Origin of the sequence: Pseudomonas palmensis, assembly GCF_049942755.1 — a bacterium.
Taxonomy (GTDB): domain Bacteria; phylum Pseudomonadota; class Gammaproteobacteria; order Pseudomonadales; family Pseudomonadaceae; genus Aquipseudomonas; species Aquipseudomonas palmensis.
The window spans coordinates 1,734,325-1,757,243 of sequence record NZ_CP187958.1 but is presented as its reverse complement, the minus strand read 5'-3'; the positions used below and the strand labels follow the sequence as shown (position 1 = coordinate 1,757,243).

At 64.6% G+C, this 22,919-nt stretch carries 19 protein-coding genes and 1 riboswitch; of the genes, 13 read left to right on the top strand and 6 right to left on the bottom strand.

The features are described from left to right. Positions 1 to 77 precede the first annotated feature (77 nt). The 8 genes from ACPRTJ_RS07995 (at position 78) to ACPRTJ_RS07960 (ending at position 9,311) form a co-directional block, all read left to right on the top strand. Positions 78 to 914 (top strand): 23S rRNA (adenine(2030)-N(6))-methyltransferase RlmJ, encoded by an 837-nt coding sequence (locus tag ACPRTJ_RS07995; RefSeq protein WP_043863583.1) that lies wholly within the window; start codon positions 78 to 80, stop codon positions 912 to 914. A 211-nt stretch (positions 915 to 1,125) separates the two neighbouring features. Beyond that, a complete protein-coding gene (locus ACPRTJ_RS07990) occupies positions 1,126 to 2,883 on the top strand; it encodes a carbamoyltransferase family protein (protein ID WP_043863582.1) in 1,758 nt (585 codons plus the stop codon). Beyond that, a complete protein-coding gene (locus ACPRTJ_RS07985) occupies positions 2,867 to 3,997 on the top strand; it encodes a glycosyltransferase (RefSeq protein ID WP_054915750.1) in 1,131 nt (376 codons plus the stop codon). Before ACPRTJ_RS07990 ends, ACPRTJ_RS07985 begins: the two co-directional genes overlap by 17 nt. Then, positions 3,997 to 4,893, top strand: a complete 897-nt coding sequence (locus tag ACPRTJ_RS07980; protein WP_043863580.1) for an antimicrobial resistance protein Mig-14 — start codon at positions 3,997 to 3,999, stop codon at positions 4,891 to 4,893. The genes ACPRTJ_RS07985 and ACPRTJ_RS07980 overlap by 1 nt, the downstream gene beginning before the upstream one ends. Then, entirely contained in the window at positions 4,890 to 6,299 is a 1,410-nt protein-coding gene (locus ACPRTJ_RS07975) for a PIG-L deacetylase family protein (RefSeq protein WP_078479859.1), read from the top strand. The genes ACPRTJ_RS07980 and ACPRTJ_RS07975 overlap by 4 nt, the downstream gene beginning before the upstream one ends. A gap of 49 nt (positions 6,300 to 6,348) precedes the next feature. Then, positions 6,349 to 7,305, top strand: a complete 957-nt coding sequence (locus ACPRTJ_RS07970) for a glycosyltransferase (protein WP_058541615.1) — start codon at positions 6,349 to 6,351, stop codon at positions 7,303 to 7,305. Positions 7,306 to 7,376: 71 nt separating this feature from the next. Further along, complete coding sequence (locus ACPRTJ_RS07965) at positions 7,377 to 8,150, top strand: glycosyltransferase family 2 protein (RefSeq protein ID WP_058541614.1); 774 nt, start codon at positions 7,377 to 7,379, stop codon at positions 8,148 to 8,150. Positions 8,151 to 8,198: 48 nt separating this feature from the next. Next, positions 8,199 to 9,311: a glycosyltransferase gene (locus ACPRTJ_RS07960; RefSeq protein WP_058541613.1), complete on the top strand. Its 1,113-nt coding sequence runs from the start codon at positions 8,199 to 8,201 to the stop codon at positions 9,309 to 9,311. Here the strand turns inward: ACPRTJ_RS07960 and ACPRTJ_RS07955 are convergent. Continuing rightward, positions 9,297 to 9,902 carry a hypothetical protein gene (locus ACPRTJ_RS07955; protein WP_058541612.1) on the bottom strand — a complete coding sequence of 202 codons (606 nt, stop codon included), beginning with the start codon at positions 9,900 to 9,902 and terminating at the stop codon, positions 9,297 to 9,299. The genes ACPRTJ_RS07960 and ACPRTJ_RS07955 overlap by 15 nt on opposite strands. A gap of 152 nt (positions 9,903 to 10,054) precedes the next feature. On the opposite strand from ACPRTJ_RS07955, the gene msbA reads away from it, so the two are divergent. Then, the gene (gene msbA, locus ACPRTJ_RS07950; RefSeq protein ID WP_255000631.1) at positions 10,055 to 11,863 is read left to right on the top strand and encodes a lipid A export permease/ATP-binding protein MsbA; all 1,809 of its coding nucleotides are present in this window, start codon (positions 10,055 to 10,057) and stop codon (positions 11,861 to 11,863) included. A 122-nt stretch (positions 11,864 to 11,985) separates the two neighbouring features. Further along, complete coding sequence (gene hldE, locus ACPRTJ_RS07945) at positions 11,986 to 13,407, top strand: bifunctional D-glycero-beta-D-manno-heptose-7-phosphate kinase/D-glycero-beta-D-manno-heptose 1-phosphate adenylyltransferase HldE (RefSeq protein WP_043863573.1); 1,422 nt, start codon at positions 11,986 to 11,988, stop codon at positions 13,405 to 13,407. A 36-nt stretch (positions 13,408 to 13,443) separates the two neighbouring features. On the opposite strand, the gene ACPRTJ_RS07940 is transcribed toward hldE, so the two are convergent. From ACPRTJ_RS07940 to ACPRTJ_RS07925, 4 genes are all read right to left on the bottom strand, one after another. Then, a complete protein-coding gene (locus tag ACPRTJ_RS07940) occupies positions 13,444 to 14,397 on the bottom strand; it encodes a hypothetical protein (RefSeq protein WP_043863572.1) in 954 nt (317 codons plus the stop codon). 40 nt (positions 14,398 to 14,437) lie between these two features. Further along, on the bottom strand, positions 14,438 to 15,250 hold the full coding sequence (locus ACPRTJ_RS07935; RefSeq protein ID WP_043863571.1) for an aldo/keto reductase: 813 nt from the start codon (positions 15,248 to 15,250) through the stop codon (positions 14,438 to 14,440). Continuing rightward, the gene (locus tag ACPRTJ_RS07930) at positions 15,247 to 16,422 is read right to left on the bottom strand and encodes an NAD(P)/FAD-dependent oxidoreductase (RefSeq protein WP_078479863.1); all 1,176 of its coding nucleotides are present in this window, start codon (positions 16,420 to 16,422) and stop codon (positions 15,247 to 15,249) included. The genes ACPRTJ_RS07935 and ACPRTJ_RS07930 overlap by 4 nt, the downstream gene beginning before the upstream one ends. 68 nt (positions 16,423 to 16,490) lie before the next feature. Beyond that, the gene (locus tag ACPRTJ_RS07925; protein ID WP_043863569.1) at positions 16,491 to 16,823 is read right to left on the bottom strand and encodes a DMT family transporter; all 333 of its coding nucleotides are present in this window, start codon (positions 16,821 to 16,823) and stop codon (positions 16,491 to 16,493) included. An 85-nt stretch (positions 16,824 to 16,908) separates the two neighbouring features. On the opposite strand from ACPRTJ_RS07925, the gene ACPRTJ_RS07920 reads away from it, so the two are divergent. Together ACPRTJ_RS07920 and waaA are read left to right on the top strand one after the other, a co-directional pair. Beyond that, positions 16,909 to 17,799 (top strand): LysR family transcriptional regulator, encoded by an 891-nt coding sequence (locus tag ACPRTJ_RS07920; RefSeq protein ID WP_043863568.1) that lies wholly within the window; start codon positions 16,909 to 16,911, stop codon positions 17,797 to 17,799. 14 nt (positions 17,800 to 17,813) lie between these two features. Continuing rightward, positions 17,814 to 19,088, top strand: coding sequence for a lipid IV(A) 3-deoxy-D-manno-octulosonic acid transferase (waaA, locus tag ACPRTJ_RS07915; RefSeq protein WP_236176704.1), 1,275 nt, complete (start codon positions 17,814 to 17,816; stop codon positions 19,086 to 19,088). 78 nt (positions 19,089 to 19,166) lie between these two features. Here the strand turns inward: waaA and ACPRTJ_RS07910 are convergent, their stop codons facing one another. Next, positions 19,167 to 20,597, bottom strand: a complete 1,431-nt coding sequence (locus tag ACPRTJ_RS07910) for a TolC family outer membrane protein (RefSeq protein ID WP_043863566.1) — start codon at positions 20,595 to 20,597, stop codon at positions 19,167 to 19,169. 142 nt (positions 20,598 to 20,739) lie between these two features. After that, positions 20,740 to 20,845, top strand: a riboswitch (TPP riboswitch). A gap of 146 nt (positions 20,846 to 20,991) precedes the next feature. On the opposite strand from ACPRTJ_RS07910, the gene thiC reads away from it, so the two are divergent. Continuing rightward, positions 20,992 to 22,872 (top strand): phosphomethylpyrimidine synthase ThiC, encoded by a 1,881-nt coding sequence (gene thiC / locus ACPRTJ_RS07905; protein WP_054915742.1) that lies wholly within the window; start codon positions 20,992 to 20,994, stop codon positions 22,870 to 22,872. The last annotated feature ends 47 nt before the right edge of the window (positions 22,873 to 22,919 follow it).

The window sequence follows — 22,919 nt, the reverse complement described above, 5'->3', positions numbered from 1 at the left end:
GCCGTTGTCATTCTGGTGGCTGTCACCTGACGGCGCGGGCCTGACAGGGTAAACTTCCGGGCCTTGCAGGAGTTGCCATGAACTATCGTCACGCCTTTCACGCCGGCAACCACGCCGACGTGTTCAAACACCTCGTATTGACCCGGCTGATTGCGCTGATGTCGCGCAAGGAGCAGCCGTTCGCCTACCTCGACACCCACGCCGGCCTTGGCCTGTATGACCTGCAGGGCGACCAGGCGACCCGCACCGGCGAGTGGCTGGAAGGCATCGGCCGGCTCTGGGGGCGCGACGACCTGCCCGAGGTGACGGCCGATTACCTGCGCATCCTGCGCAAGATGAACCCCGACGGCGAGCTGCGCTACTACCCGGGGTCGCCCGAGCTGGCACGGCGCCTGGCGCGCCAGCAGGACCGCGTGCTGCTCAACGAGAAGCACCCCGAAGACGGGCGCCTGCTCAAGGAAAACATGAAGAAGGACCCACGCGTGGCGGTGCACCTGGGCGAGGGCTGGCACGTGCCGAGGGCCTTGCTGCCGGTGCAGGAGAAGCGCGCGGTGATGCTGATCGACCCGCCCTTCGAGCAGGCCGACGAGCTCAAGCGCTGCACGGTGGCGATGAAGGAGACGATTGGCCGCATGCGCCAGACGGTCGCGGCCATCTGGTACCCGATCAAGGACCAGCGCCAGCTGGTGCGTTTCTATCAGGACCTGACCAGCACCGGTGCGCCGAAGCTGCTGCGGGTGGAGCTGTACGTGCACCCGCAGGACAGCCCGCAGGGCTTGAACGGCTCTGGCCTGGCGATCGCCAACCCGCCATGGGGCCTGGAAGAAGAGCTGCGCGCACTGCTGCCGTGGCTGGCCCAGGTGCTGGGGCAGACCCAGGGCAGCTGGCGCATGGACTGGCTGATTGCCGAGTAGGGTGTTGTGAATGTGTTGGCCTATCGCGGGTCAAGCCCGCTCCCACAGAGGCAATGATGTCCTTGTGGGAGCGGGCTTGACCCGCGATGGGTTCCACGCCAGCAGTGCGCCCTGCACTCCGTACCACGCTTTACGCTATAATCCCGCCCTTTCGCTGCCACCCGCCCATGAGGCCGGGGCGCACATCTACAGATTTGAAGAGGCTAGACCCTTGGCATTGACGATTCTTGGCCTGTCCGGCGCCCTTAGCCATGATCCTTCCGCGGCCCTGTACATCGACGGCAAGCTGATTGCCGCCGCTGAAGAAGAGCGCTTCGTGCGCGACAAACATGCAAAGAACCGCATGCCCTACGAATCGGCGAAGTTCTGCCTCGAACAGGCCGGCATCAAGCCGTCCGATGTCGATGTGGTAGCGATTCCGTTCGCCCCCATCAGCCTGTTCGGCAAGGCCCGCTGGCACTACGCCAAGCGTTACTGGTACGCCCCGGATCGCGCCCTCGACGCGCTGCTGATGGGCAACCGTCGCTACAAGCGCTACCGCAACAAGATCGTCTGGTGCCTGGAGCAACTGGGCTTCGATCCGAAAAAGATCAAGATCGAACCGGTCGAGCACCACCTGGCCCACGCCTCCAGCGCCTACCACTGCTCGGGTTTCAAGGAAAAGACCGCGATCCTGGGCATCGACGGCAAGGGTGAGTACGCCACCACGTTCTTCGGCTACGGCGAAAACGGCAAGATCCACAAGATCAAGGAATTCTTCGACCCGGACTCCCTCGGCGGCCTGTATGGCGCGATCACCGAGTTCCTGGGCTTCGAAATGCTCGACGGCGAGTTCAAGGTCATGGGCATGGCGCCGTACGGCGACGCCAGCAAGTATGACTTCTCGCGCCTGGCCAGCTTCGAAAACGGCGAGCTGGAGATCAACACCGACTACGCCAACGTCATCGGCCTGCGCCGCTATAAAGAGAAGGGCAAGGGTTTCTACTTCTCGCCCAAGCTGATCGAGTGGCTGGGCCCCAAGCGCGAAGGCGACATCGCCGACGAGCCGTACATCCACTATGCGGCCAGCATGCAGGCGCTGTTCGAGAAGCTCGCGCTGCAGATGATCGACTACTACCTGGGTGACGTGCTCAAGGAAACCGGCAAGCTGGCCTTTGCCGGCGGCTGCGCGCTGAACGTCAAGCTGAACCAGAAGATCATCGCCCGTCCCGACGTGAAGGAGCTGTTCGTGCAGCCCGCCTCGGGCGACGCCGGCACCGCAGTCGGTGCTGCCGCCTATGTGTCCCACGCCCGTGGCGTACCGGTCGAGAAGATGGAACACGTCTACCTCGGCCCGGCGTACAGCAACGAGGACGTGATCGCCGCCTGCGCCCGTCACGAACACAAGCCGACCTGGCGCAAGCTGGACAACATGCCCGAGCAGATCGCCCGGATCATGGTCGACGGCAACCCGGTGGCCTGGTTCCAGGGCCGCATGGAGTTCGGCCCGCGGGCCTTGGGCGGACGTTCGATCATCGGCTGCCCGAGCGTGCCGGGCGTGGCCGACCGCATCAACCACCAGATCAAGTTCCGCGAGCGCTGGAGGCCTTTCTGCCCTTCGATGCTCGACACCGTGGCGCCGCAGATGATCAAGATCGATCACCCGGCCCCGTTCATGACCTTCACCTTCGAAGTGGCTGAAGAGTGGAAGACCCGCGTGCCGGAAGTGGTCCACGAAGATGGCACCTCGCGGGCCCAGGTGCTCAAGCGCGAGTACAACCCGCGCTACTACGACATGATGAAGGCGCTGGAGACGCTGACCGGCAACGGCGTGTCGCTCAATACCTCGCTCAACCGTCGTGGCGAACCGATGATCTGCTCGCCGACCGATGCCCTGAACATGTTCTTCGGCTCGGACCTGCAGTACCTGATCATGGAAGACATCCTGGTGGTCAAGGACGGCGCGAAAGCTTATGACAGCGTTGGCTGAACGGCACGTCCTGCAGTTTTGCCACGGCTATGACGGGCCGTTTCTCGATTGCGCCCGTCAGTACGCCAGCCTGTTCGCGGGCAAGGGCTACCGCGTCACCACGGTGTTTCTCACCGGCGCCGCCGATCCGCAGGTGGCGGCGGGCTGTGCGAGCGATGAAGTGCTGTTTCTCGAGTTCAGCTCCAAGGCCATTCGTGGCTTGAAGCTGGGCGCGATTCGCGAACTGCGCCGCATTGCCGCGTCGCGCCGATTCAGCTTCTGCATCGCCCATCGCTTCAAGCCTATCTACATCGCCCTGCTGGCCACCCGCCTGCCGGTGATCGGCGTGCACCACGCCTTTGGCGACTACCAGCGGCGTACCCGCCAGCTGTTCGCCAACCTGTTCAGCAAACGCCTGAGCCTGCTCGGGGTGTCGGACGCGGTGCGCGACGACATGCGCCAGTGCCTGCCCAAGTGGCCGGCCGAGCGTATCCAGACGCTGTACAACCGCATCGACATCGACGCCCTGCAGGCCAGCCTGGTGCCCGCCGCGCAGGCGCGCCAGGCCCTGGGCCTGGATGCGAAGGCATGGATCGTCGGCAACGTCGGCCGGCTGCACCCGGACAAGGACCAGGCCACCTTGCTGCGCGGGTTTGCCCAGGCGCTGCCGGCACTGCCGGCAGGCGCCCGCCTGGCGGTGCTGGGCACCGGCCGCCTGGAGCACGCGCTCAAGGCGCAGGCCGAGGCGCTGGGGATTGCCGCACAGGTGGACTTTCTCGGCCAGGTACCGGATGCACGGCGCTATTTCAGTGCCTTCGACGTGTTTGCCCTGAGCTCGGACCACGAGCCTTTCGGCATGGTGCTGCTCGAAGCGATGGTGGCCGGCGTGCCGTTGCTGGCCACCGCCTGCGGTGGCGCCAAGGAAGTGGTCGAAGGTGTCGGCATCCTGTTCCCGCTCGGGGATGCCGAGCGTCTGGCGCAAGGCCTGCAACACCTGGCCGAGCTGGACCAGGCGCAACGCCAGGCCTGTGCCGAGCGCATGCTCGAGCGCCTGCGCGAACGCTTCTCCGACACGGCCGTGCGCGAGACTTTCTGGCACCTTCCCCAGGTTGTCGAACTGACGGGGCAGGCCTGATGCTCAATTATGTACAAGGCTGGCGTGAGCGCGGCTGGCGCGTGATCGATGCGCCGGCCTACGCCGACGCCTGGCAGCGCTTTGGCGGCAGTGTGGCGACCCACCCGCTGGTGCTCGCGCAACTGGCCGAGATGGCCGATATTCCGGTGCGTTACCTGGGCTGGTACCAGGGTGACGAACTGAAGGCGGCCATACCCACCTGGGACCGCTACCTGGCACTGTCCAAGGACGTGCTCAAGCGCCGGGGCAAGAAGGGCCTGTTCGACCTGGGCAATGCCGAGCTGATTCTGCCGGCCGCTGCCGATGCACAGGCGCCGCTGCGCCATGCCGGGCGCTACCTGTCCGAGCTCAACCAGGGCCGTTTCAGCGGCCTCAAGGCGCAGCCCGAAGCCCTGGCCATGGCACGCCAGCCCGAAGAACTATCGAAGAAGTTTCGCTACAACCAGCGCCGTGAACTGCGTTTGCTGGAAGAGGCGGGCGGGCAGGTGCGGGCCATCACCGAGTTCACCAGTGCCGAGATCGCGTCGATGTATTGCGACCTGTTCCAGCGCCGCTGGGGCTTTGCGGCCACCGGTGCCGAGCGCATGGCCGAGATGGTCGAACGCCTGCGCGCGTTGCTGATCGGCTCGGTGCTGTTTCTGGAAGACAAGCCGATCGCGATCCAGCTGGTGTACCGCGTCGAGGCTCCCGAGTGGGTCAGCGTCGAGTACGTCAACGGCGGCGTCGACCCCGAGACGCGTGCGTTCAGCCCGGGCAGCGTGCTGAGCTTTCTCAACACCCAGAGCGCCTGGGAAGCCGCGCGTGCGCTGAACAAGCCGCTGCGGTTCTCCTTCGGCCGCGCCGATCGCGAGTACAAGGACCGATGGTGCAACCCCGTGCCGGTGTTTCAGGTGTGAGCCGCAAGCAGCAGTTGCTCAGGCGCCATCGGCGCAACAAGCGCGTGGGCCTGCTGGTCGCTCTGGTGGTGCTGATCGCCCTGGGCGTGCTGGTGAAATGGTGGCTGGCGCTGATGCTGTTGCCGCTGTTGTGGGTGGCTCACGAGGCATGGTTTGCCGATCACCTGTTCTATTCGCCAGGTGATGATTATCTGTACGAGTTCCCTGAACCCTGCGAGCGCGTGCCGGTGTCGCTGGATGGCCTGGTGCTGCGTGCGCCGGCATCATTGAGCCTGTCGGGCGATGAGACGCTGGTGCTGCAGGTGCGTGTCAAAAGCTCGCTGCTGGGGCGTTTTCGCGACCCTGGCGTCGAGGTGTCGGGCGAGGGGGAGGCGGACCTGCAGGGCTTGGAGCGCGGGGTCGACGGACTGCGCTACCTCAATCTGACCGGGCAGGCGCCGGCGCTGCTGGCCGGCACTCTGCGCATCCGCGGGCGTTGCTGCCGGGTGGTCGAGGCTGCGTCGCTGATCGTGGTGCGCGCCAGCGACCTGCGCCAGCGCCGGGTGATGGTGATTGCGCCCCACGCCGACGATGCGGAACTGGCCGCCTACGGGCTGTACAGCCAGGCCGAAGAGGCGTGGGTCGTGACGCTTACGGCCGGCGAGATCGAGGCCGAGCATTACCAGCAGATGGGCCTGGAGCCTGCGCAGGCCGCACGCCTGAAGGGCCGCTTGCGCGCGTGGGACAGTATCGCCGTACCGCGCTGGGCCGGTGTGCCAGAAGCGCAGTGCGTGCAACTGGGCTATTTCTGCCTGCAGTTGCCCGCCATGCAGGCCGCACCGGATCAGCCCGTCGCCTCACGCGAAGCCGACCTGAGCGATACGCGGCTGTTCCGCCAGCTCAACGCCCTGTCGCTGCCGGGCGACCAGGACGGCGCGCCCACCTGGAACAACCTGCTGGCCGACCTGCGTGCACTGATCATGCAGGCGCGCCCACAGGTGCTGGTGATGCCGCACCCGACCCTGGACCCGCATCCGGACCACCTGTGTGCCCAGGCCGCCGTGCTCGAAGCGTTGCACGGCCTGCAATGGCAGCCCGAGAGCGTGCTGTACTACGCCAACCACCTGCATGACAACGATCGCTGGCCGATGGGTGACAGCGGTTCCGGCATTGCCTTGCCGCCGCAGGTCGAGCCTGGCCAGGCCTGGGCGCCCTACAGCCTGAGCCTGACGCTGGACACCCAGCGCGACAAGGCCATGGCCCTGGGCATGATGCATGACCTGCAGCCGCGTGCACCCTTCAAGCGTCGCCTGCGTCGCCTGCTGCAACGTTGGCTGGCCGGGCGTCAGCCTTCGCCTTACGGTGAGAACGAGTTCTTCCGCAAGGCGGTACGTCGACACGAATTGTTCTGGCGCCGGGACCTCTGAACCCGGTGCATGAATGCATAGCTGTGGCCCGAGCGCCGCAAGGAAGACAATGAAAGTTCTATTTCTGGTGCAGAAGGAACAGCGGGCCATTCTTGACCGGCTGTACGAAGGGGTTGCGGCCCATTGCGAATGCGACCTGCGCTGGTTGAGCAGTGCCGAACAGCGCGACCTGCGCGGGTATTTTCGCCGCGAGGTGGACGTCACCCGGTACGACCGCATCATCTTCTTCCTGCGCTTCAAGCAGGAGATCCGTCAGGTCGGTTTCATCCGTACCGTGCCCAATCTGGTCATTCTGGAGCACGATGCCTACCAGAACTACATTCCGTGCAAGTACACCGGCAAGTTCAGCGCGCATTACCGCAAGCTGCCCTGGGCCCGGGTGATCAGCTCGGGTTACATGGTCAGCGAGCGTCTGCGCCAGGAAGGCTTCGACGCGGTGTTCGTGCCCAAGGGCTACGACCAGCAGTTGCTGGCCGACCAGGGGCGCGAGCGGGACATGGAACTTGCCTTCGTCGGCAGCACCAACAGTGTGGCCTACAGCGGCCGCAAGGCGTTGCTCGACGAGCTGGGGCAAGTCGAGAACCTGGTGGTGACCCGTACCAATTCGGGTGCCGAGTATTGCGACACGCTCAACCGCATTCGTTTCTTCGTCAGCGCCGACGTCGGCATGGGTGAGTACATGATCAAGAACTTCGAGGCCATGGCCTGCGGTTGCGTGCTGCTGGCGTTCGACCAGGGCGAGGCGGAGAATCGTGCGCTGGGTTTGCAGGACATGCACAACGTCGTACTGTATGGCAGCATTGCCCAGTTGCAGGCCAAGTTGAAGGTCCTGCGTGCCGACGAGGCCCTGGTGCAGCGTATCGCCACCAACGGCCGTGATCTGGCGGTTTCACGTTTCAGTTTCGCCCAGGTCGGGCGCAGTATTGTCGAGCAGTTGCAGCCGGTACTCCGTCCTCACCCACCACTGAGCGCTTGGCAGCGTCTGCGTCTGAAACTGGGGGTCTGACTCCACTGGGCGTGCAGCCTGAACGGACTGGAGAGGTTGCAACTGCATGGACGCATTTACCGGGGGTTGCTGTGCAATTTAGTGAAAAGAGTGATGTGACGCTGGTAGTGACCAGCTGTGGGCGGTTCGATCTGCTCAAGCTGACGCTGGACAGTTTCGATCAGTTCAACACAGCGCCTATCCGTGAGGTTTTCATCACCGAAGACAGCGGTGACGAGGCCGTGCACGACGCCATTCCGGAGCACTGGAAGCCTTACTGCACGGTGTTCGTGAACAAGCCCAAGCTTGGGCAGCTGGCGTCGATCGATCTGGCTTACGGTCATGTCAAAACCCCGTACATCTTTCATTGCGAAGATGACTGGCGGTTCTATCGCCCGGCCTTCGTCGAAGATTCGCAGGTGATTCTCGAGGCGCGGCCGAAACTGCTGCAGGTATGGCTGCGCAATTTCGTCTACGACCTCAATGTCAACAGCCCCTACATTCACCTGGGCGAGCGCGAGATCATCGCTGGGGTCCCTTGCTACCCGCTGCTCTCGGACAAGCCCGAGTGGCAGTCTTTCTCGCTGAACCCTGGGCTGCGACGCCTGAGTGACTATCATCTATGTGCACCTTTCGCTGCGCATAGCGGCGAGAAGTCGCTTTCAAAGCGGTATGCCGAACTTGAGCTGACCGCTGTGACCCTTGAAGGCGATGCGGTGCTGCACACCGGATTCGGCAATCATGTCACGGTGCCTGAGGAGCGGCTGCGCAAGGTACGTCGCAAGCAGCGCGAGCGTGTGCGGTTGACGTTGGCGGTAATAGTGGGGTTGGTGGTGGGAGTGGGCCTTGCTCTTCTTTTTTTGTGAGTTGTTTTCTGTCTTTTCAGTAATATGTGAATCAAGGTGGGCTGGCCAGTGAACGTCATCAATATCATGTGGGCTGGTGGCTCGCCGTTCGTCTCGGTGCACAAGGTCCATCAGCAGATCCTTTCATTGGTGCCTCCTGAGATTTCCGTGAACAGCTGGCTGTTGCAAGGTCAGGGGGCGGCGTGTGTTCCTGGGCCGTCTCGAGAATGGAACTTGCCGCAACGCCTGATAAAGGGCCGTCATGTATGGGGGCTGCTGCAGCCTTGGTTACGCGCTCGTCTACGCAAGGCGTTGATCGAAGCCCAAGCCGACGCATTGCTGCTCGATGGGCTGGGGGTATCGCGCCTGATACTGCCTGTTCTCAGGGGGTTGCCTGAGGTGAAGGCTACTGTGGTGTTTCACGGCAAGACCCGTTTGCACCCCAGGGATGTGGCGCTGTTGTGCGGGTTCAAGCCGGCGCAGCTGTCACTGGTGGCGGTGTCGGCCACGCTGGCGGCGTCATTGCAGGCCGAGCTGGGCCTGAAGGTGACGGCCTTGCGTACCGCGTTGGAACCTACCCGTTTTTGTGACGAGCAACTGACAGCACAGCAAGCGCGCGAGGTCATGGGGTTGAGGGAGCCCGGTGTGCGGATCATGGGGGCTGTCGGTCGCCTGGTCATGGACAAGGGGTTCGACTACCTGATCGATGCATTTGCCGCCGCTAGCCGGACGCAACCCGATCTGCGCCTGGTCATTCTCGGCGAAGGCCCCGAGCGGCCATTGCTGCAGCAAAAGATCCAGGCGCTGGGTCTGCAGGGCAAGGTATCGCTGACAGGGCATTGTGACATTCTGGGCCGCCTGTACCAAGCGTTCGACTGGTTGCTCGTGCCTTCCCGGGCCGAGGGCCTGGGCCTGGTACTGCAGGAGGCAGTCATTGCCGGCGTGCCGGTACTGTGCAGTGACCTGCCGGTGTTCCATGAACAGTTGGGTGATAGCGGTCTTTACGCACGGGTCGGTGACGTGCAGGAGTGGGCCGCTGCCATCGAGCGTTGCGCCAGCCTGCCGGCAACCGCCGTTGCCCAGGCGCAGCACCGCTCGCTGGCCCCGGAGCAAGCCTGGGAGTGCTTCAGTCGAACCCTGCGGGAAATGTGGGCGGTCAAGCCTGACTCAGGGAGTCAGTAGAGCCTGCTCCAGCTCGGCGAGGGGGAAGCTCCCGTCGAGTTTTTCACGTGACAGGTAGCGGCCAAAGTGCTGTATGTTGCGCTTGATCATGCGCCGGCTCAGCGGCCCGCGCAGAAAACGCATGTCCGCCACATCGATCAGCCCCCACTGCTGGTCGGGCGTCACCACGATGTTGCCCAGGTGCAGCGAGCGAAAATACACCCCCGATCGATGCAGGGTCCGTACCAGGCGGACCATGTCCGGCAGTGCCTGCTGCCAGCTGAAACCTTCCTTGCGGCTGAGCTGGCTCAGCGTCTGGCCGGGCAGGGGGTGGTACAGCACCGCCGTCATGCCGGGCTTTTCCAGGCGGTAATGCGCCAATACACGCAGAGTCGGAATGCCCAACTGCTCCAGCCTGGCGGCGTTGTCGATGAAGCGGCGGGAGTAGGGCCGCAGCAACGCCGACGACAGCAGGCGCTTGCGCCGGAAAAGTTTAAGGATATTGCCGTTCTCTAGCAGGTAGACTTTCGCACCGTAGCTGTCAGCTTCCAGTATCTGGGCACCGACGATCAGTTGGTTGAGGTCGGCCTGAGGGAGCCGGGAGCATTGCATGTAGATGGCCTTGTCGAAGTAGCGAGCAGGAAAGACAGGGCATAATGCCGAAAACTTCACCAATGCACCACGCCAGCATGCCGGACCGGGCGCGTGCCCAATCGGCAGGCTGTGATAAAATCGATCGTTCAACCTGAACAGTGAGCTCGAAGATGGCTGAAACACCGCGCACGGCGCAGCAGAGCTCCAGTCTGAAGATCTATTTCCGACTGTTGACCTACGTAAAGCCCTACATTGGCATTTTCCTGCTGAGTATCCTCGGCTTCGTGATATTCGCCTCGACCCAGCCCATGCTGGCGGGCATCCTCAAGTATTTCGTCGATGGGCTGAGCAATCCCGAAGCGGTGTTGTTCCCCAACGTGCCTTACCTGCGTGACCTCCAACTGTTGCAGGCCGTGCCGCTGCTGATCGTGCTGATCGCCGCCTGGCAGGGCCTGGGCTCGTTTCTGGGCAACTTCTTTCTGGCCAAGGTTTCCCTGGGCCTGGTACACGACCTGCGGGTGGAGTTGTTCAACAAGCTGCTGGTACTGCCCAACCGCTATTTCGACAGCCACAACTCCGGACACCTGATTTCGCGCATCACCTTCAACGTGACCATGGTCACCGGCGCCGCCACCGATGCAATCAAGGTTGTGATCCGCGAAGGCCTGACTGTGGTGTTCCTGTTCGGCTATCTGCTGTGGATGAACTGGAAGCTGACTATCGTGATGCTGGCGATCCTGCCGCTGATCGCGCTGATGGTCAGCAGTTCGAGCAAGAAATTCCGCAAGCAGAGCAAGAAGATCCAAGTGGCCATGGGCGATGTGACGCATGTCGCGTCCGAGACCATCCAGGGCTATCGCGTGGTGCGCAGTTTCGGGGGCGAGAACTACGAGCAGCAGCGCTTCGCCGATGCCAGCCAGAGCAACACCGAGAAGCAGCTGCGCATGACCAAGACCAGCGCGGTATACACACCGATGCTGCAACTGGTGATCTACTCGGCCATGGCCGTGCTGATGTTCCTGGTGCTGTACCTGCGCGGCGACTCCACCGCCGGCGACCTGGTGGCCTACATTACCGCGGCCGGCCTGCTGCCCAAGCCGATCCGCCAGCTGTCGGAAGTCAGCTCGACCATCCAGAAGGGTGTGTCGGGGGCCGAGAGCATCTTCGAGCAGCTGGATGTGGAGCCGGAAGTCGACCACGGAACCGTCGAGCGCGACCGGGTTACCGGGCGCCTGGATGTACGTCACCTGAGCTTCACCTACCCGGGTAGCGAGCGCCGCGTGCTCGATGACATCAGCTTCACCGCCGAGCCGGGTCAGATGGTGGCGCTGGTTGGGCGTTCGGGCAGTGGCAAGTCGACCCTGGCCAGCCTGATACCGCGTTTCTATCCGCATGCCGAGGGCGAGATCCTGCTCGATGGCGTGGAGGTGGAGCAGTACCGCCTGCGTAACCTGCGTCGGCACATTGCCCAGGTGACCCAGCATGTGACCCTGTTCAACGACACCGTGGCCAACAACATCGCCTACGGTGACCTGGCCGGTGCGCCGCGCGAGCAGATCGAGGCTGCGGCAGCCGATGCCTATGCCAAGGAGTTCATCGATCAGTTGCCTCAAGGGCTGGACACCGAGGTCGGCGAGAACGGCGTGCTGCTGTCCGGCGGCCAGCGCCAGCGTCTGGCGATCGCCAGGGCCCTGCTCAAGAATGCACCGCTGCTGATTCTGGACGAGGCCACCTCGGCCCTCGACACCGAGTCGGAGCGGCACATCCAGGCCGCCCTGGACCAGGTGATGAAAGGCCGTACCACCCTGGTGATCGCGCACCGCCTGTCGACCATCGAGAAGGCCGACCTGATCCTGGTGATGGATCAGGGGCGCATCGTCGAGCGTGGCACGCATAGCCAGTTGCTGGCCGAAAACGGCTATTACGCGCGCCTGCACGCCATGGGCCTGGATGAGCCGGCCAAGGCCGACATCACCTGAGTCACCCTGCCAGGGCGCGTTCTGCGCCCTGGTTGTCACAGCAGGTTACCGGCGCCGAACAGGCCGGTGCCAGGGCTGTGCTAATATCCCGCCCCTGTTCATTTTGTCTATATGGGTTGCCCATGAAGTTGTCCATGCCGCGTTTCGATCAAGCTCCGGTACTGGTGGTCGGGGATGTCATGCTCGACCGCTACTGGCATGGCGGTACCTCTCGCATTTCACCTGAAGCCCCGGTACCAGTGGTCAAGGTCGAGCAGATCGAGGACCGTCCGGGTGGTGCAGCCAACGTTGCGCTGAACATTGCCGCGCTGGGTGCGCCGGCCTCGCTGGTGGGCGTCACCGGCCAGGACGAGGCCGCCGACAGCCTGGCCAACAGCCTGCAGGCAGCGGGGGTGCGTTCGATCTTCCAGCGCATCGCCCATCAGCCGACCATCGTCAAGCTGCGGGTCATGAGCCGTCACCAGCAATTGCTGCGCATCGATTTCGAAGAACCCTTTGCCACCGACCCGCTGTCGCTGGGCGCCGAAGTCGACGCCCTGCTCGAAGGGGTGAAGGTGCTGGTGCTGTCCGACTACGGCAAAGGCGCATTGAAGAACCACCAGAGCCTGATCCAGGCCGCGCGAGCCAAGGGCATTCCGGTGCTGGCCGACCCCAAGGGCAAGGATTTCTCGATCTACCGCGGCGCCAGCGTCATCACGCCGAATCTGGGCGAGTTCGAGGCCATCGTCGGGCATTGCGCCGACGAGACCGAACTGGTCAGCAAGGGCGGCGAGCTGATGCGCGAGCTGGAACTGGGCGCCTTGCTGGTGACCCGAGGCGAGCACGGCATGACCTTGCTGCGCCCGGGCCATCCGGCCATGCACCTGCCGGCACGGGCGCGTGAAGTGTTCGATGTGACCGGTGCCGGCGATACCGTGATCTCCACCCTGGCGGCGGCGATCGCCGCCGGTGAGGAGCTGCCCCATGCGGTCGGTCTGGCCAACCTGGCCGCCGGCATCGTGGTCGGCAAGCTGGGTACGGCGGCCATCAGCGCGCCGGAACTGCGCCGCGCCATCCAGCGCGAAGAAGGCTCCGAGCGCGGGGTGCTGAGCCTTGAGCAGTTGCTGCTGGCCATCGACGATGCGCGGGCGCACAACGAGAAGATCGTGTTCACCAATGGCTGCTTCGACATTCTGCATGCCGGGCACGTGACCTACCTGGAGCAGGCGCGTGCGCAGGGCGACCGGTTGATCGTGGCGGTCAATGACGATGCTTCGGTCAGTCGCCTGAAGGGGCCGGGTCGCCCGATCAACAGTGTCGACCGGCGCATGGCGGTGCTGGCGGGGCTGGGGGCAGTGGACTGGGTCATCAGCTTCTCCGAAGGCACCCCGGAAAACCTGCTTGCCGAGGTCAAGCCCGACGTGCTGGTCAAGGGTGGCGACTACGGCATCGATCAGGTGGTGGGCGCCGATATCGTCAAGGCCTATGGCGGTACGGTGAAGGTGTTGGGGCTGGTGGAAAACAGCTCGACCACGGCGATCGTGGAGAAAATCCGCAAGAACTGAGTGGTTTGACCCGCAATTAGGGCCTGCAAAAACGTCCTACTTCTGTAACGCCAGCCCCAACAGCTGGCGGGCCTTGCCCGTCAGCCTTTTAAGTTTCGAGTCCGGCCTGGGCGCCACCAGCCCCTGCTGCCTCAGCCAGTCCTTCCAGCGAATCCGCTCTTCACGCACCAGCCAGCCATCCTGTCGGGCAAAGCTTTCGGCCAGGTAGATACCACGTGTACTCGCCGGCACCAATCGGTCCTTCTTCAGGGTGTACAGCTCGGCCTGCGGCTGACCGTCTTCCAGCGGCATCAGGTACAAGTCTGGCCGGCTGCGGTTGAGGCGTGCCACCAGTTGGTCGCCCTCAAGGCGCTCGTCCACATGGAACAGGCTCAATGATTTGGCTTCCCTGGGCACTTGCAGGCGCAGGTCATAAATCAGTTGCAGTGACGCCGTGGGCAGGTGGACATAGGCTCGCGGTCGCTCTATCAGCGGCTGGTTGCCACAGCGCACCGGTCGCGCGGCCCCCGAGTGAGGGGTCAGCACGAAGGGCATCGCTTCACGGTAATGCAGCGCGTCGGCGTACGGCGCCGGCAACCAGGTGTCGTTGAAACGCCCGCCAAGCCAGCCTTCCGGGGTCTCCAGCAGGCATTCCTCGGCCACTTCCTGCACGGCCGTGTGCAAGGGCAGGTTCAGCTCCTGAGCGGGCACGTAACCGGAGATCAGCTTGAGCACCACATCACCGCGGTCCTGGCGGCGCTGGCGCACCAGTACCCAGTAGTCGCGGTTCTGCCACTGCAGGGTGAGGCGCACCGAAACGCCCAGGTTGGCCAGCTCCACGGCGAAACGCTCGGGGTCGGCCACCTGGATGGCCTTGCGCCGCTGCAGGGTCTGGGCAAAGTTCAGCGGCATGCCGATGCTCTGGTAGCTCAGGCCCTCGGGGCCGGCTTCCACATGCAAGGGCAGGGTCTTGAAGTTGCTGGGGTTCTTGCGGATCAGCGTGCGCGGCATCTCGGCTCCTTCTTGCGTTGGGGTCGGCCGCGACGGCGGCTCAGCGCTGGCTCAGGATCTTGGCGACCACGCCCACGTTGTGGGCCAGGTGCACGGGATTGATGGTGCCGACAATAGCACTGCTCACCCCGGGGTGGGCAAACAGCAGCTCGAAGCTGGCCCGGACCGGGTCGACGCCCGGGGCCAGGCAGGCATGACCGCTGGCCAGGGCCTTTTTCACCAGGATGGCCTTGCCGTGTTCGGCAGCATAGTCCAGCACCGGGCGTTCGCCCTGCTCGTCGAGGTTGTAGGTAACCATCGCGCAATCGCCTGTTTGCAGGGCCTGCAGCCCCCCTTCGACGGTTTTGCCGGACAGCCCGAAGCCGCGAATCTTGCCTTCCTGCTTGAGTCGGGCCAGGGTTTCGTACACCGCTTCCTGCTGCAGAATGCGCAGATCGTTGCCGTCGGAATGCACCAGTACAAGATCGATACAATCTGTTTCAAGGCGTTGGAGGCTGCGTTCCACCGAGCGGCGCGTGTGGGCGGCGCTGAAGTCGAAGTGCGAGTGGCCGTCGTCGAACTCTTCGCCGACCTTGCTGACGATCACCCAGTCGTGGCGCTGGCCGCGCAGCAATGGGCCCAGCCGCTCTTCGCTGCGGCCATAGGCCGGTGCGGTGTCGATCAGGTTGATGCCCAGCTCACGGGCCTGGCGCAGCAGCAGGCGGGCCTCGTCGTCGTCGGGGATGGTGAAGCCGTTGGGGTATTTGACGCCCTGGTCGCGGCCCAGCTTGACCGTGCCCAGCCCCAGCGGGGAAACGCTCAGGCCGGTGCTGCCCAGCGGGCGGTGATAGGGGTGCAGGGTCGGCAGGCTCATGGCAGCAGTTGCTCCCATACCGGTTGTGCCAGGGGCGGTTTTGGCAGGGGCGGCAGGGCAGGCAGATTGCCTGGCTTGATATCGTCACGTTCCAGGCTGTTCAGCACGCGGTCAGCGAAGTCCGGTGCCAGGGCCAGCTTGGTCGGCCAGCCCACCAGCAGGCGCTGCTGGTCGGCGAGGAAGGCGTTGTCGGGGCGCACCAGGCCCGATTGCGCGGGTTCGGCGCGGTCGACACGCACGGTGGCCCACTGCACCTGACTGAGGTCGACCCAGGGCAGCAGCCCCGCGACCTCCTTGCGGGCGGCAGCGATCTGCGCTTCGGGTTCGCGGGCAACGCCCTCGGCTTCGGCCAGGTCGCCGCCCAGGTACCACACCCACTGGCCGTCGGCGGCCGGGTGGGTGGTCACGGTGATGCGCGGCTTGGGCCCACCGCCCAGGCAGTGGGCGTACAGCGGCTTGAGGCTCGGGCCCTTGGCCATGACCATGTGCAGCGGTCGGCGCTGCATGGCCGGCTGGCTCAGGCCCAGGCTTTGCAGCAGCGCGGCATTGCCGGCACCGGCGCTGAGCACCACGCGCTGGGCGCGGATATCGCGGCCATCGACACGCAAGCCGACCAGTTCGTCACCTTCATGCAGCGGTTCGATATGTTCACCGGCCAGCAGGCTGTCGCCGGCCAGCTCTGCCAGGCGCGCGAGCAGGCTCGGCACGTCCACCACCAGTTCGGCCAGGCGGTACACCTTGCCCTTGAAGGCACGGTCCTGCAGGGCAGGGGGCAACTGGTCGCCCTTGACCTGGTCGACCCGGCCGCGTACCGCCTTGCTGGCGAAGAAGCTGGTGAGGTTGCCGGCCAGGGTGCCGGGCGACCACAGGTAGTGCGCCTCGGACAGCAGGCGCACGCCGCTCAGGTCCAGTTCGCCGTTGCCGGCTAGGGCCTCGCGCCAGCGCCGCGGCATGTCGGCAATGGCCTCGGAGGCGCCGGTGAGCGCACCGTGCAGGGCGTACTTGGCACCACCGTGGATGATCCCCTGGGACTTGAGGGTCTGCTCGCCACCGAGGCTGGCGCGTTCCACCAGCACCGTCGAGTAGCCCAGGCGGCGCAGGCGGGCATTGAGCCAGAGGCCTGCGACCCCTGCGCCGACGATCAGCACGTCGGTGGAAATAACGGATGACATGCACGCACCTCACAAGCAAAGACAGGAGCGCAGTATACAGCCTGTGAGGTTTCGTACCCTGTCGCTCATCAATGCCCGGTGGTTTTGGAGAACACCTGGATCACCACCACGCCGCCGACGATCATGGCCATGCCGAGCATGGCCGGCACATCCAGTTTCTGCCCGTAGATCACCAGCGCCGCGATGCTGATCAGCACGATGCCCAGGCCCGACCAGATGGCGTAGGCAATGCCTACCGGAATGCTGCGCACCACCAGGGTCAGCATCCAGAACGCCACGATGTAGCCGCACACCATCAGAAGCAGGGGCAGCGGCGTACTCAGGCCCTTGACCGCCTTCATCGAGGCGGTGGCAATGACTTCGGCGCAGATGGCGATGGCCAGGTAGGTATAGGCGTTCATGGTAGTCCTCTGTTCTGGTCGCGCATTCTAGAGGATGGCGCAATGGGGTAAAGTCATTACCTATCTATTCTGGAGATAGGCTGGCATGCACGGTCAATGGAACCTCGAACAGCTGCGCACCTTCGTGCGGGTCGCCGAACTGCGCTCGTTCTCGGCGGTGGCGCGTGAGCAGCGCAAGGCCCAGTCGGCGGTCAGCAACGCCATCGCGTTGTTCGAGGCCGACCTTGGGGTCACGCTGTTCGAGCGTAGCAGCGGGCGTCAGCCGCGCCTGACCGATGCCGGCCAGGCGTTGCTCGAGGAGGCACGCGAGCTGCTGCGCCAGTGCGAGCGCCTGGACGGCCGGGCGCAGGCGCTGATGCGCGGGCAGGAGGCGCAACTGCGCCTGGCGCAGGATGAGGCCATGCCCTTCCAGCCGGTGCTCGACAGCCTCGACGAGCTGGCCGTGCAGTACCCGCTGCTGGAAATCCAGGTGGCCAGCGGGGCCCAGGGCGATGTGGCGCGCAAGCTGCTGGAGCGCCGTGCCGACCTGGGCCTGATGTTTCACCACGAGCACATGCCTGCAGCGCTGGAGCGCCAGGCGCTGGGCAGCGTGGAGATGGTCACCGTGTGCGCGGTGCATCACCCGCTGGCGCAACTGGCCAGCGTCAATCGCCAGCAGCTGGCGCAGCACCGTCAGTTGCTGATCACGCCCCAGCAGAGCGGCTACCCTGGCGGCGAACCGATCAGCCCGCAGATCTGGCGCGCCGACAGCTTCTACGTGATGGCCGAGATGCTCATGCGCGGGCTGGGCTGGGCCTGGCTGCCGCGCCATGTGGTGCAATACCCGGCCTACCAGCAGCAGATGGTGGAGCTTGCCAGCGAGTGGCGCCCGCCGGCGCTGGTGGTGGAGTTGGCGTGGCGCCGCGACGAGCCGCTGGGGCCGGCCGCGCGCTGGCTGGCCGAGCGCTTCGCAGTGCATTTGTGCGCCATTGGCTAGTACACTTCGGCGCCATGAACAGAACCCTATATACCCTGCTGTTTCACCTGGGCCTGCCGCTGGTCGCGCTGCGCCTGTACCTGCGCTCGCGCAAGGCGCCGGCCTATGCCCGGCGCATCGCCGAGCGCTTCGGCCTGAAGCTGCCGCCCCTGCAGCCGGGGGGCATCTGGGTGCATGCGGTGTCGGTGGGCGAGAGCATCGCCGCCGCGCCGATGGTGCGTGCCCTGCTGCAACGTTATCCACAGTTGCCGATCACCATCACCTGCATGACGCCCACCGGTTCCGAGCGCATCCAGGCGCTGTTCGCAAACGAGCCACGCATCCAGCACTGCTACCTGCCGTACGACCTGCCGTGGGCGGCGGCGCGGTTTCTGGAGCGTGCACGCCCGCAACTGGCGGTGATCATGGAGACCGAGCTGTGGCCCAACCATATCCATCAGTGCGCCCGACGTGGCATACCGGTGGCGCTGGCCAATGCGCGGTTGTCGGCGCGTTCGGCCAGGGGCTATGCGCGTTTTGCCGGGTTGACCCGGCCGATGCTGGCCGAGATGAGTCTGATCGCGGTGCAGACCGAAACCGAGGCCGAGCGTTTTCGCCAGCTCGGTGCGCGGCCCGAGTGCGTGCAGGTGACCGGCTCGATCAAGTTCGACCTGACCATCGATGCGCAGCTGCCGGTGCGCGCCAGGGCGCTGCGTGAAGAGTGGCAGGCGCTGCAACGGCCGGTGTGGATTGCCGCAAGCACCCATGAGGGCGAGGACGAGGTGATCCTGGCAGCGCATCGGCAGTTGCTGGCGCACCATTCGGACGCGCTGCTGATGCTGGTACCGCGCCATCCGGAGCGCTTCAACGCGGTGCATGGGCTGTGCGCAGCGCAGTTTTCCACGGTGCGCCGCTCTGGCGGGGCGCCGGTGACGGCGGATTGCCAGGTATTGCTGGGCGATACCATGGGCGAGCTGCTGTTTCTGTATGCGCTGGCGGACATCGCGTTCGTCGGCGGCAGCCTGGTGCCCAACGGCGGGCACAATCTGCTGGAGCCGGCTGCACTGGCCAGGCCAGTGCTGAGTGGGCCGCATCTGTTCAACTTTCTCGAGATCGCGGCAATGCTGCGCGAGGCGGGGGCGTTGTGCGAAGTGGATGATGCCCAGGGGCTGGCGGCCGAGGTGCGGCGCCTGATCGAGCTACCCAGTGATGCACTGAAGATGGGCGAGGCAGGGGTCGGGGTGATGCGGGCCAATCAGGGGGCGTTGAAGCGCCTGCTGGATGGGCTGGGGAATCTGCTCAAGGCGTGAGGCCTGTTCGCCGGCAAGGTCGGCTCCTACACGGGGTGCGCAACACCTGTAGGAGCCGGCCTTGCCGGCGAAGCTGTTTCAGGGCCTTTCGAAATTGGCTTGCGCCGCCTTGGCCAGGTCCGGCGGCAGGAAGTCCTTGTCCGGGTTGTAGTCGGGCTTGAGGTAGCGACCCAGGTCATTCAGGTCTTGCGGGCTCAAGGTCCCGGCGGCCTGCTTCAGGCGCAGGTTGTCGAGGATGTAGTCATACCGGGTGTTGTTGTAGTCGCGCACCGAGGTGTACAGCTGGCGCTGTGCATCCAGCACGTCGACGATGTTGCGCGTACCCACCTGGTAACCGATTTCGGTCGCTTCCAGCGCACTCTGGTTGGAAATGATCGACTGCTTGCGCGCCTGCACCTGCTCCACGTCGGTGTTCACCGCGCGGTGCAGGTTGCGGGTGTTTTCCACCACCTGGCGACGCAGGCTCTCGCGCTGCTGTTCGCTCTGGCTCAGGCGCTGGTACGCCTCGCGCACCTGCGAGCTGGTCAGCCCGCCACTGTAGATCGGGATGTTCAGCTGCAGGCCGATGCTGGTCTGCTCCACGTCGCCGCGGTAGTTCTGGCCCGTCAGGTTGGGGTTGCTGAAGCCCAGGCTGTCGTTGTCACCCTTCTGGTAGCGCGCCACCGCGTCCACCGTCGGCGCGTGCCCGGCCTTGCGCTGGCGCAGGGTTTCCTCGGCCGCGTTGACCGCGTAGTTGGTGGCCTGCAGGTTCAGGTTCTGCTTTGCGGCGGTTTCTACCCAGGCCTTGGCGTCATTGGGCGTGGGTACCTGCACCGGCAGGGTGTGCACGATGCCCTGCACCGAGTTGTAGTCGCGGTTGGTCAGGGTCACCAGTGCCTCGAAGGCGTCGTCCACCTGGCGCTGCGCGACGATGCGGTTGGCGCGTGCGGTGTCGTAGCTGGCCTGGGACTGCAGCACGTCGGTCTTGTCCGACAGGCCTACATCGAAGCGCTCGTTGCTCTGGTCGAGCTGGCGCTTGAACGCGGCTTCTTCGGCCTTGGTCGAAGCCAGGGTGTCCTGGGCGCGCAGCACGGCGAAGTAGTTCTCGGCACTTTGCAGAATCAGGTTCTGTTCGGTGGCCGACAGCTCCAGCGCCGCCTGTTCGTTCACCGCTTCGGCTGCCTGCAACTGGAACCAGCGGTCGGCGCGGAAGATCGGCTGGGCCAGGGTGGCCTGCCAGGAGTTGCCGCTGCGGTTGGCGGTGATCGAGGGGTGATCGATCTTCGTACGGCTGTTCATCATCTCGGCGCCGGCCGAGAGGTTGGGCAGCAGGCCGGCACGGGCCTGGGGCACCACTTCCTTGCGGGCGCCGTAGTCGGCGCGGGCAGCGGCCAGGTCGGCGTTGTTGTTCACCGCTTCCTGATACACGCTGACCAGATCGGTGCGTACCGACAGGGGCGGTTCTGCTGCCCAGGCCATTCCGTTGGTAGCACACGACACGGCGAGGGCCAGTGAAAGTTTGCGCAGCATAGGGCAGTCCTTGAACGGTTGAGTATTTCTGAACCGATGAGTGTAGTTGCGCAGGCATTTTGCAACAATCCGCTATTTGCGCCTTTTATCATGCTTGTGCTTGGACTGTTGGCGTTTCGCGTCGCACCGGTCTATGCTGGGCGCGTTCTTGTCGGGGTGCCTTGCGTTGAGGCTGAGATCGGATAATTCCGGATCCCGTTGAACCTGATCAGGTTAGCGCCTGCGTAGGGAACAAGATTGCTCGTCTCCCGCGAGCCCTCTTGTGTCGGCTGCGGGATTGTCATTTCAGCTTTTTGGCTGGTGTGGCATCTTCCGTTTTCGGCACAGCACCAGCCCTGGTGCGCCCGTGCCTTTCAGGTTCACTCCGACTGCCAACCCGTCTGGAGAGCCTGTGATGAGCCAAAAACAAAAATACCCCGCGCACCTGAGTGAATCGGCCAAGGTCGACGAGCAGTCCGTGCAGCCGTTCACCCGTTCGCGCAAGATCTACGTGCAGGGCTCGCGCCCCGATATCCAGGTGCCGATGCGCGAAATCAGCCTGGACGACACCCCCACCGATTTCGGCGGCGAAGCCAACGCGCCGGTGCTGGTGTACGACACCTCCGGCCCCTACACCGATCCTACCGTGCAGATCGACGTGCGCAAGGGCCTGGGCGATGTGCGCTCGGCCTGGATCGACGCGCGCGGCGACACCGAGCGCCTGGCCGGGCTGTCCTCCAGTTTCGGCCAGATGCGCCTGAACGACGTGGAACTGACCAAGCTGCGCTTTGCCCACGTGCGCAACCCGCGCCGGGCCAAGGCCGGCGCCAACGTCAGCCAGATGCACTACGCGCGCCAGGGCATCATCACCGCCGAGATGGAGTACGTGGCCATCCGCGAGAACATGAAGCTGCAGGAGGCCCGCGCCGCCGGCCTGCTCGACCAGCAGCACGCCGGGCACAGCTTCGGCGCAAGCATCCCCAAGGAGATCACCGCCGAATTCGTGCGCGAGGAAGTCGCTCGCGGCCGCGCGATCATTCCGGCCAACATCAACCATGTGGAGCTGGAGCCGATGATCATCGGCCGCAATTTCCTGGTGAAGGTCAACGGCAACATCGGCAACAGCGCGCTGGGCTCCTCCATCGAGGAAGAAGTGGCCAAGCTGACCTGGGGCATCCGCTGGGGCTCGGACACGGTAATGGACCTGTCCACCGGCAAGCACATCCATGAAACCCGCGAGTGGATCATCCGCAACTCGCCGGTGCCGATCGGTACGGTGCCGATCTACCAGGCACTGGAGAAGGTCAACGGCGTGGCCGAGGACCTGACCTGGGAGCTGTTTCGCGACACCCTGATCGAACAGGCCGAGCAGGGCGTGGACTACTTCACCATCCATGCCGGCGTGCTGCTGCGCTACGTGCCGCTGACCGCCAAGCGCGTGACCGGCATCGTCAGCCGCGGCGGCTCGATCATGGCCAAGTGGTGCCTGGCGCATCACAAGGAAAACTTCCTCTACACCCATTTCGACGAAATCTGCGAAATCATGAAGGCCTACGACGTCAGCTTCTCGCTGGGCGACGGCCTGCGTCCGGGCTCGATCGCCGACGCCAACGACGCGGCGCAGTTCGGCGAGCTGGAGACCCTGGGCGAGCTGACCAAGATCGCCTGGAAGCATGACGTGCAGTGCATGATCGAAGGCCCCGGCCACGTGCCGATGCAGTTGATCAAGGAGAACATGGACAAGCAGCTCGAGTGCTGCGACGAGGCGCCGTTCTACACCCTGGGCCCGCTGACCACCGACATCGCGCCGGGGTACGACCACATCACCTCGGGCATCGGTGCGGCGATGATCGGCTGGTTCGGTTGCGCGATGCTTTGCTACGTGACGCCCAAGGAGCACCTGGGGCTGCCGAACAAGGACGACGTCAAGACCGGCATCATCACCTACAAGATCGCCGCGCACGCGGCGGACCTGGCCAAGGGGCACCCGGGCGCGCAGATCCGCGACAACGCCTTGAGCAAGGCGCGGTTCGAGTTCCGCTGGGAAGACCAGTTCAACCTGGGCCTGGACCCGGACACCGCACGCTCGTTCCACGACGAGACCCTGCCCAAGGATTCGGCCAAGGTCGCGCACTTCTGCTCGATGTGCGGGCCGAAGTTCTGCTCGATGAAGATCACCCAGGAAGTGCGTGAATACGCCGCCAACCAGCCGGTCGAGGTGGCGGTAGAAGAGGGCATGCGCGAGCAGGCCGAGCGGTTCCGCCAGGAAGGCAGCCAGTTGTACCAGAAGGTCTGAAAGCATCGCGGGTCAAGCCCGCTCCCACAGGTATGCCGCTGCCCTAG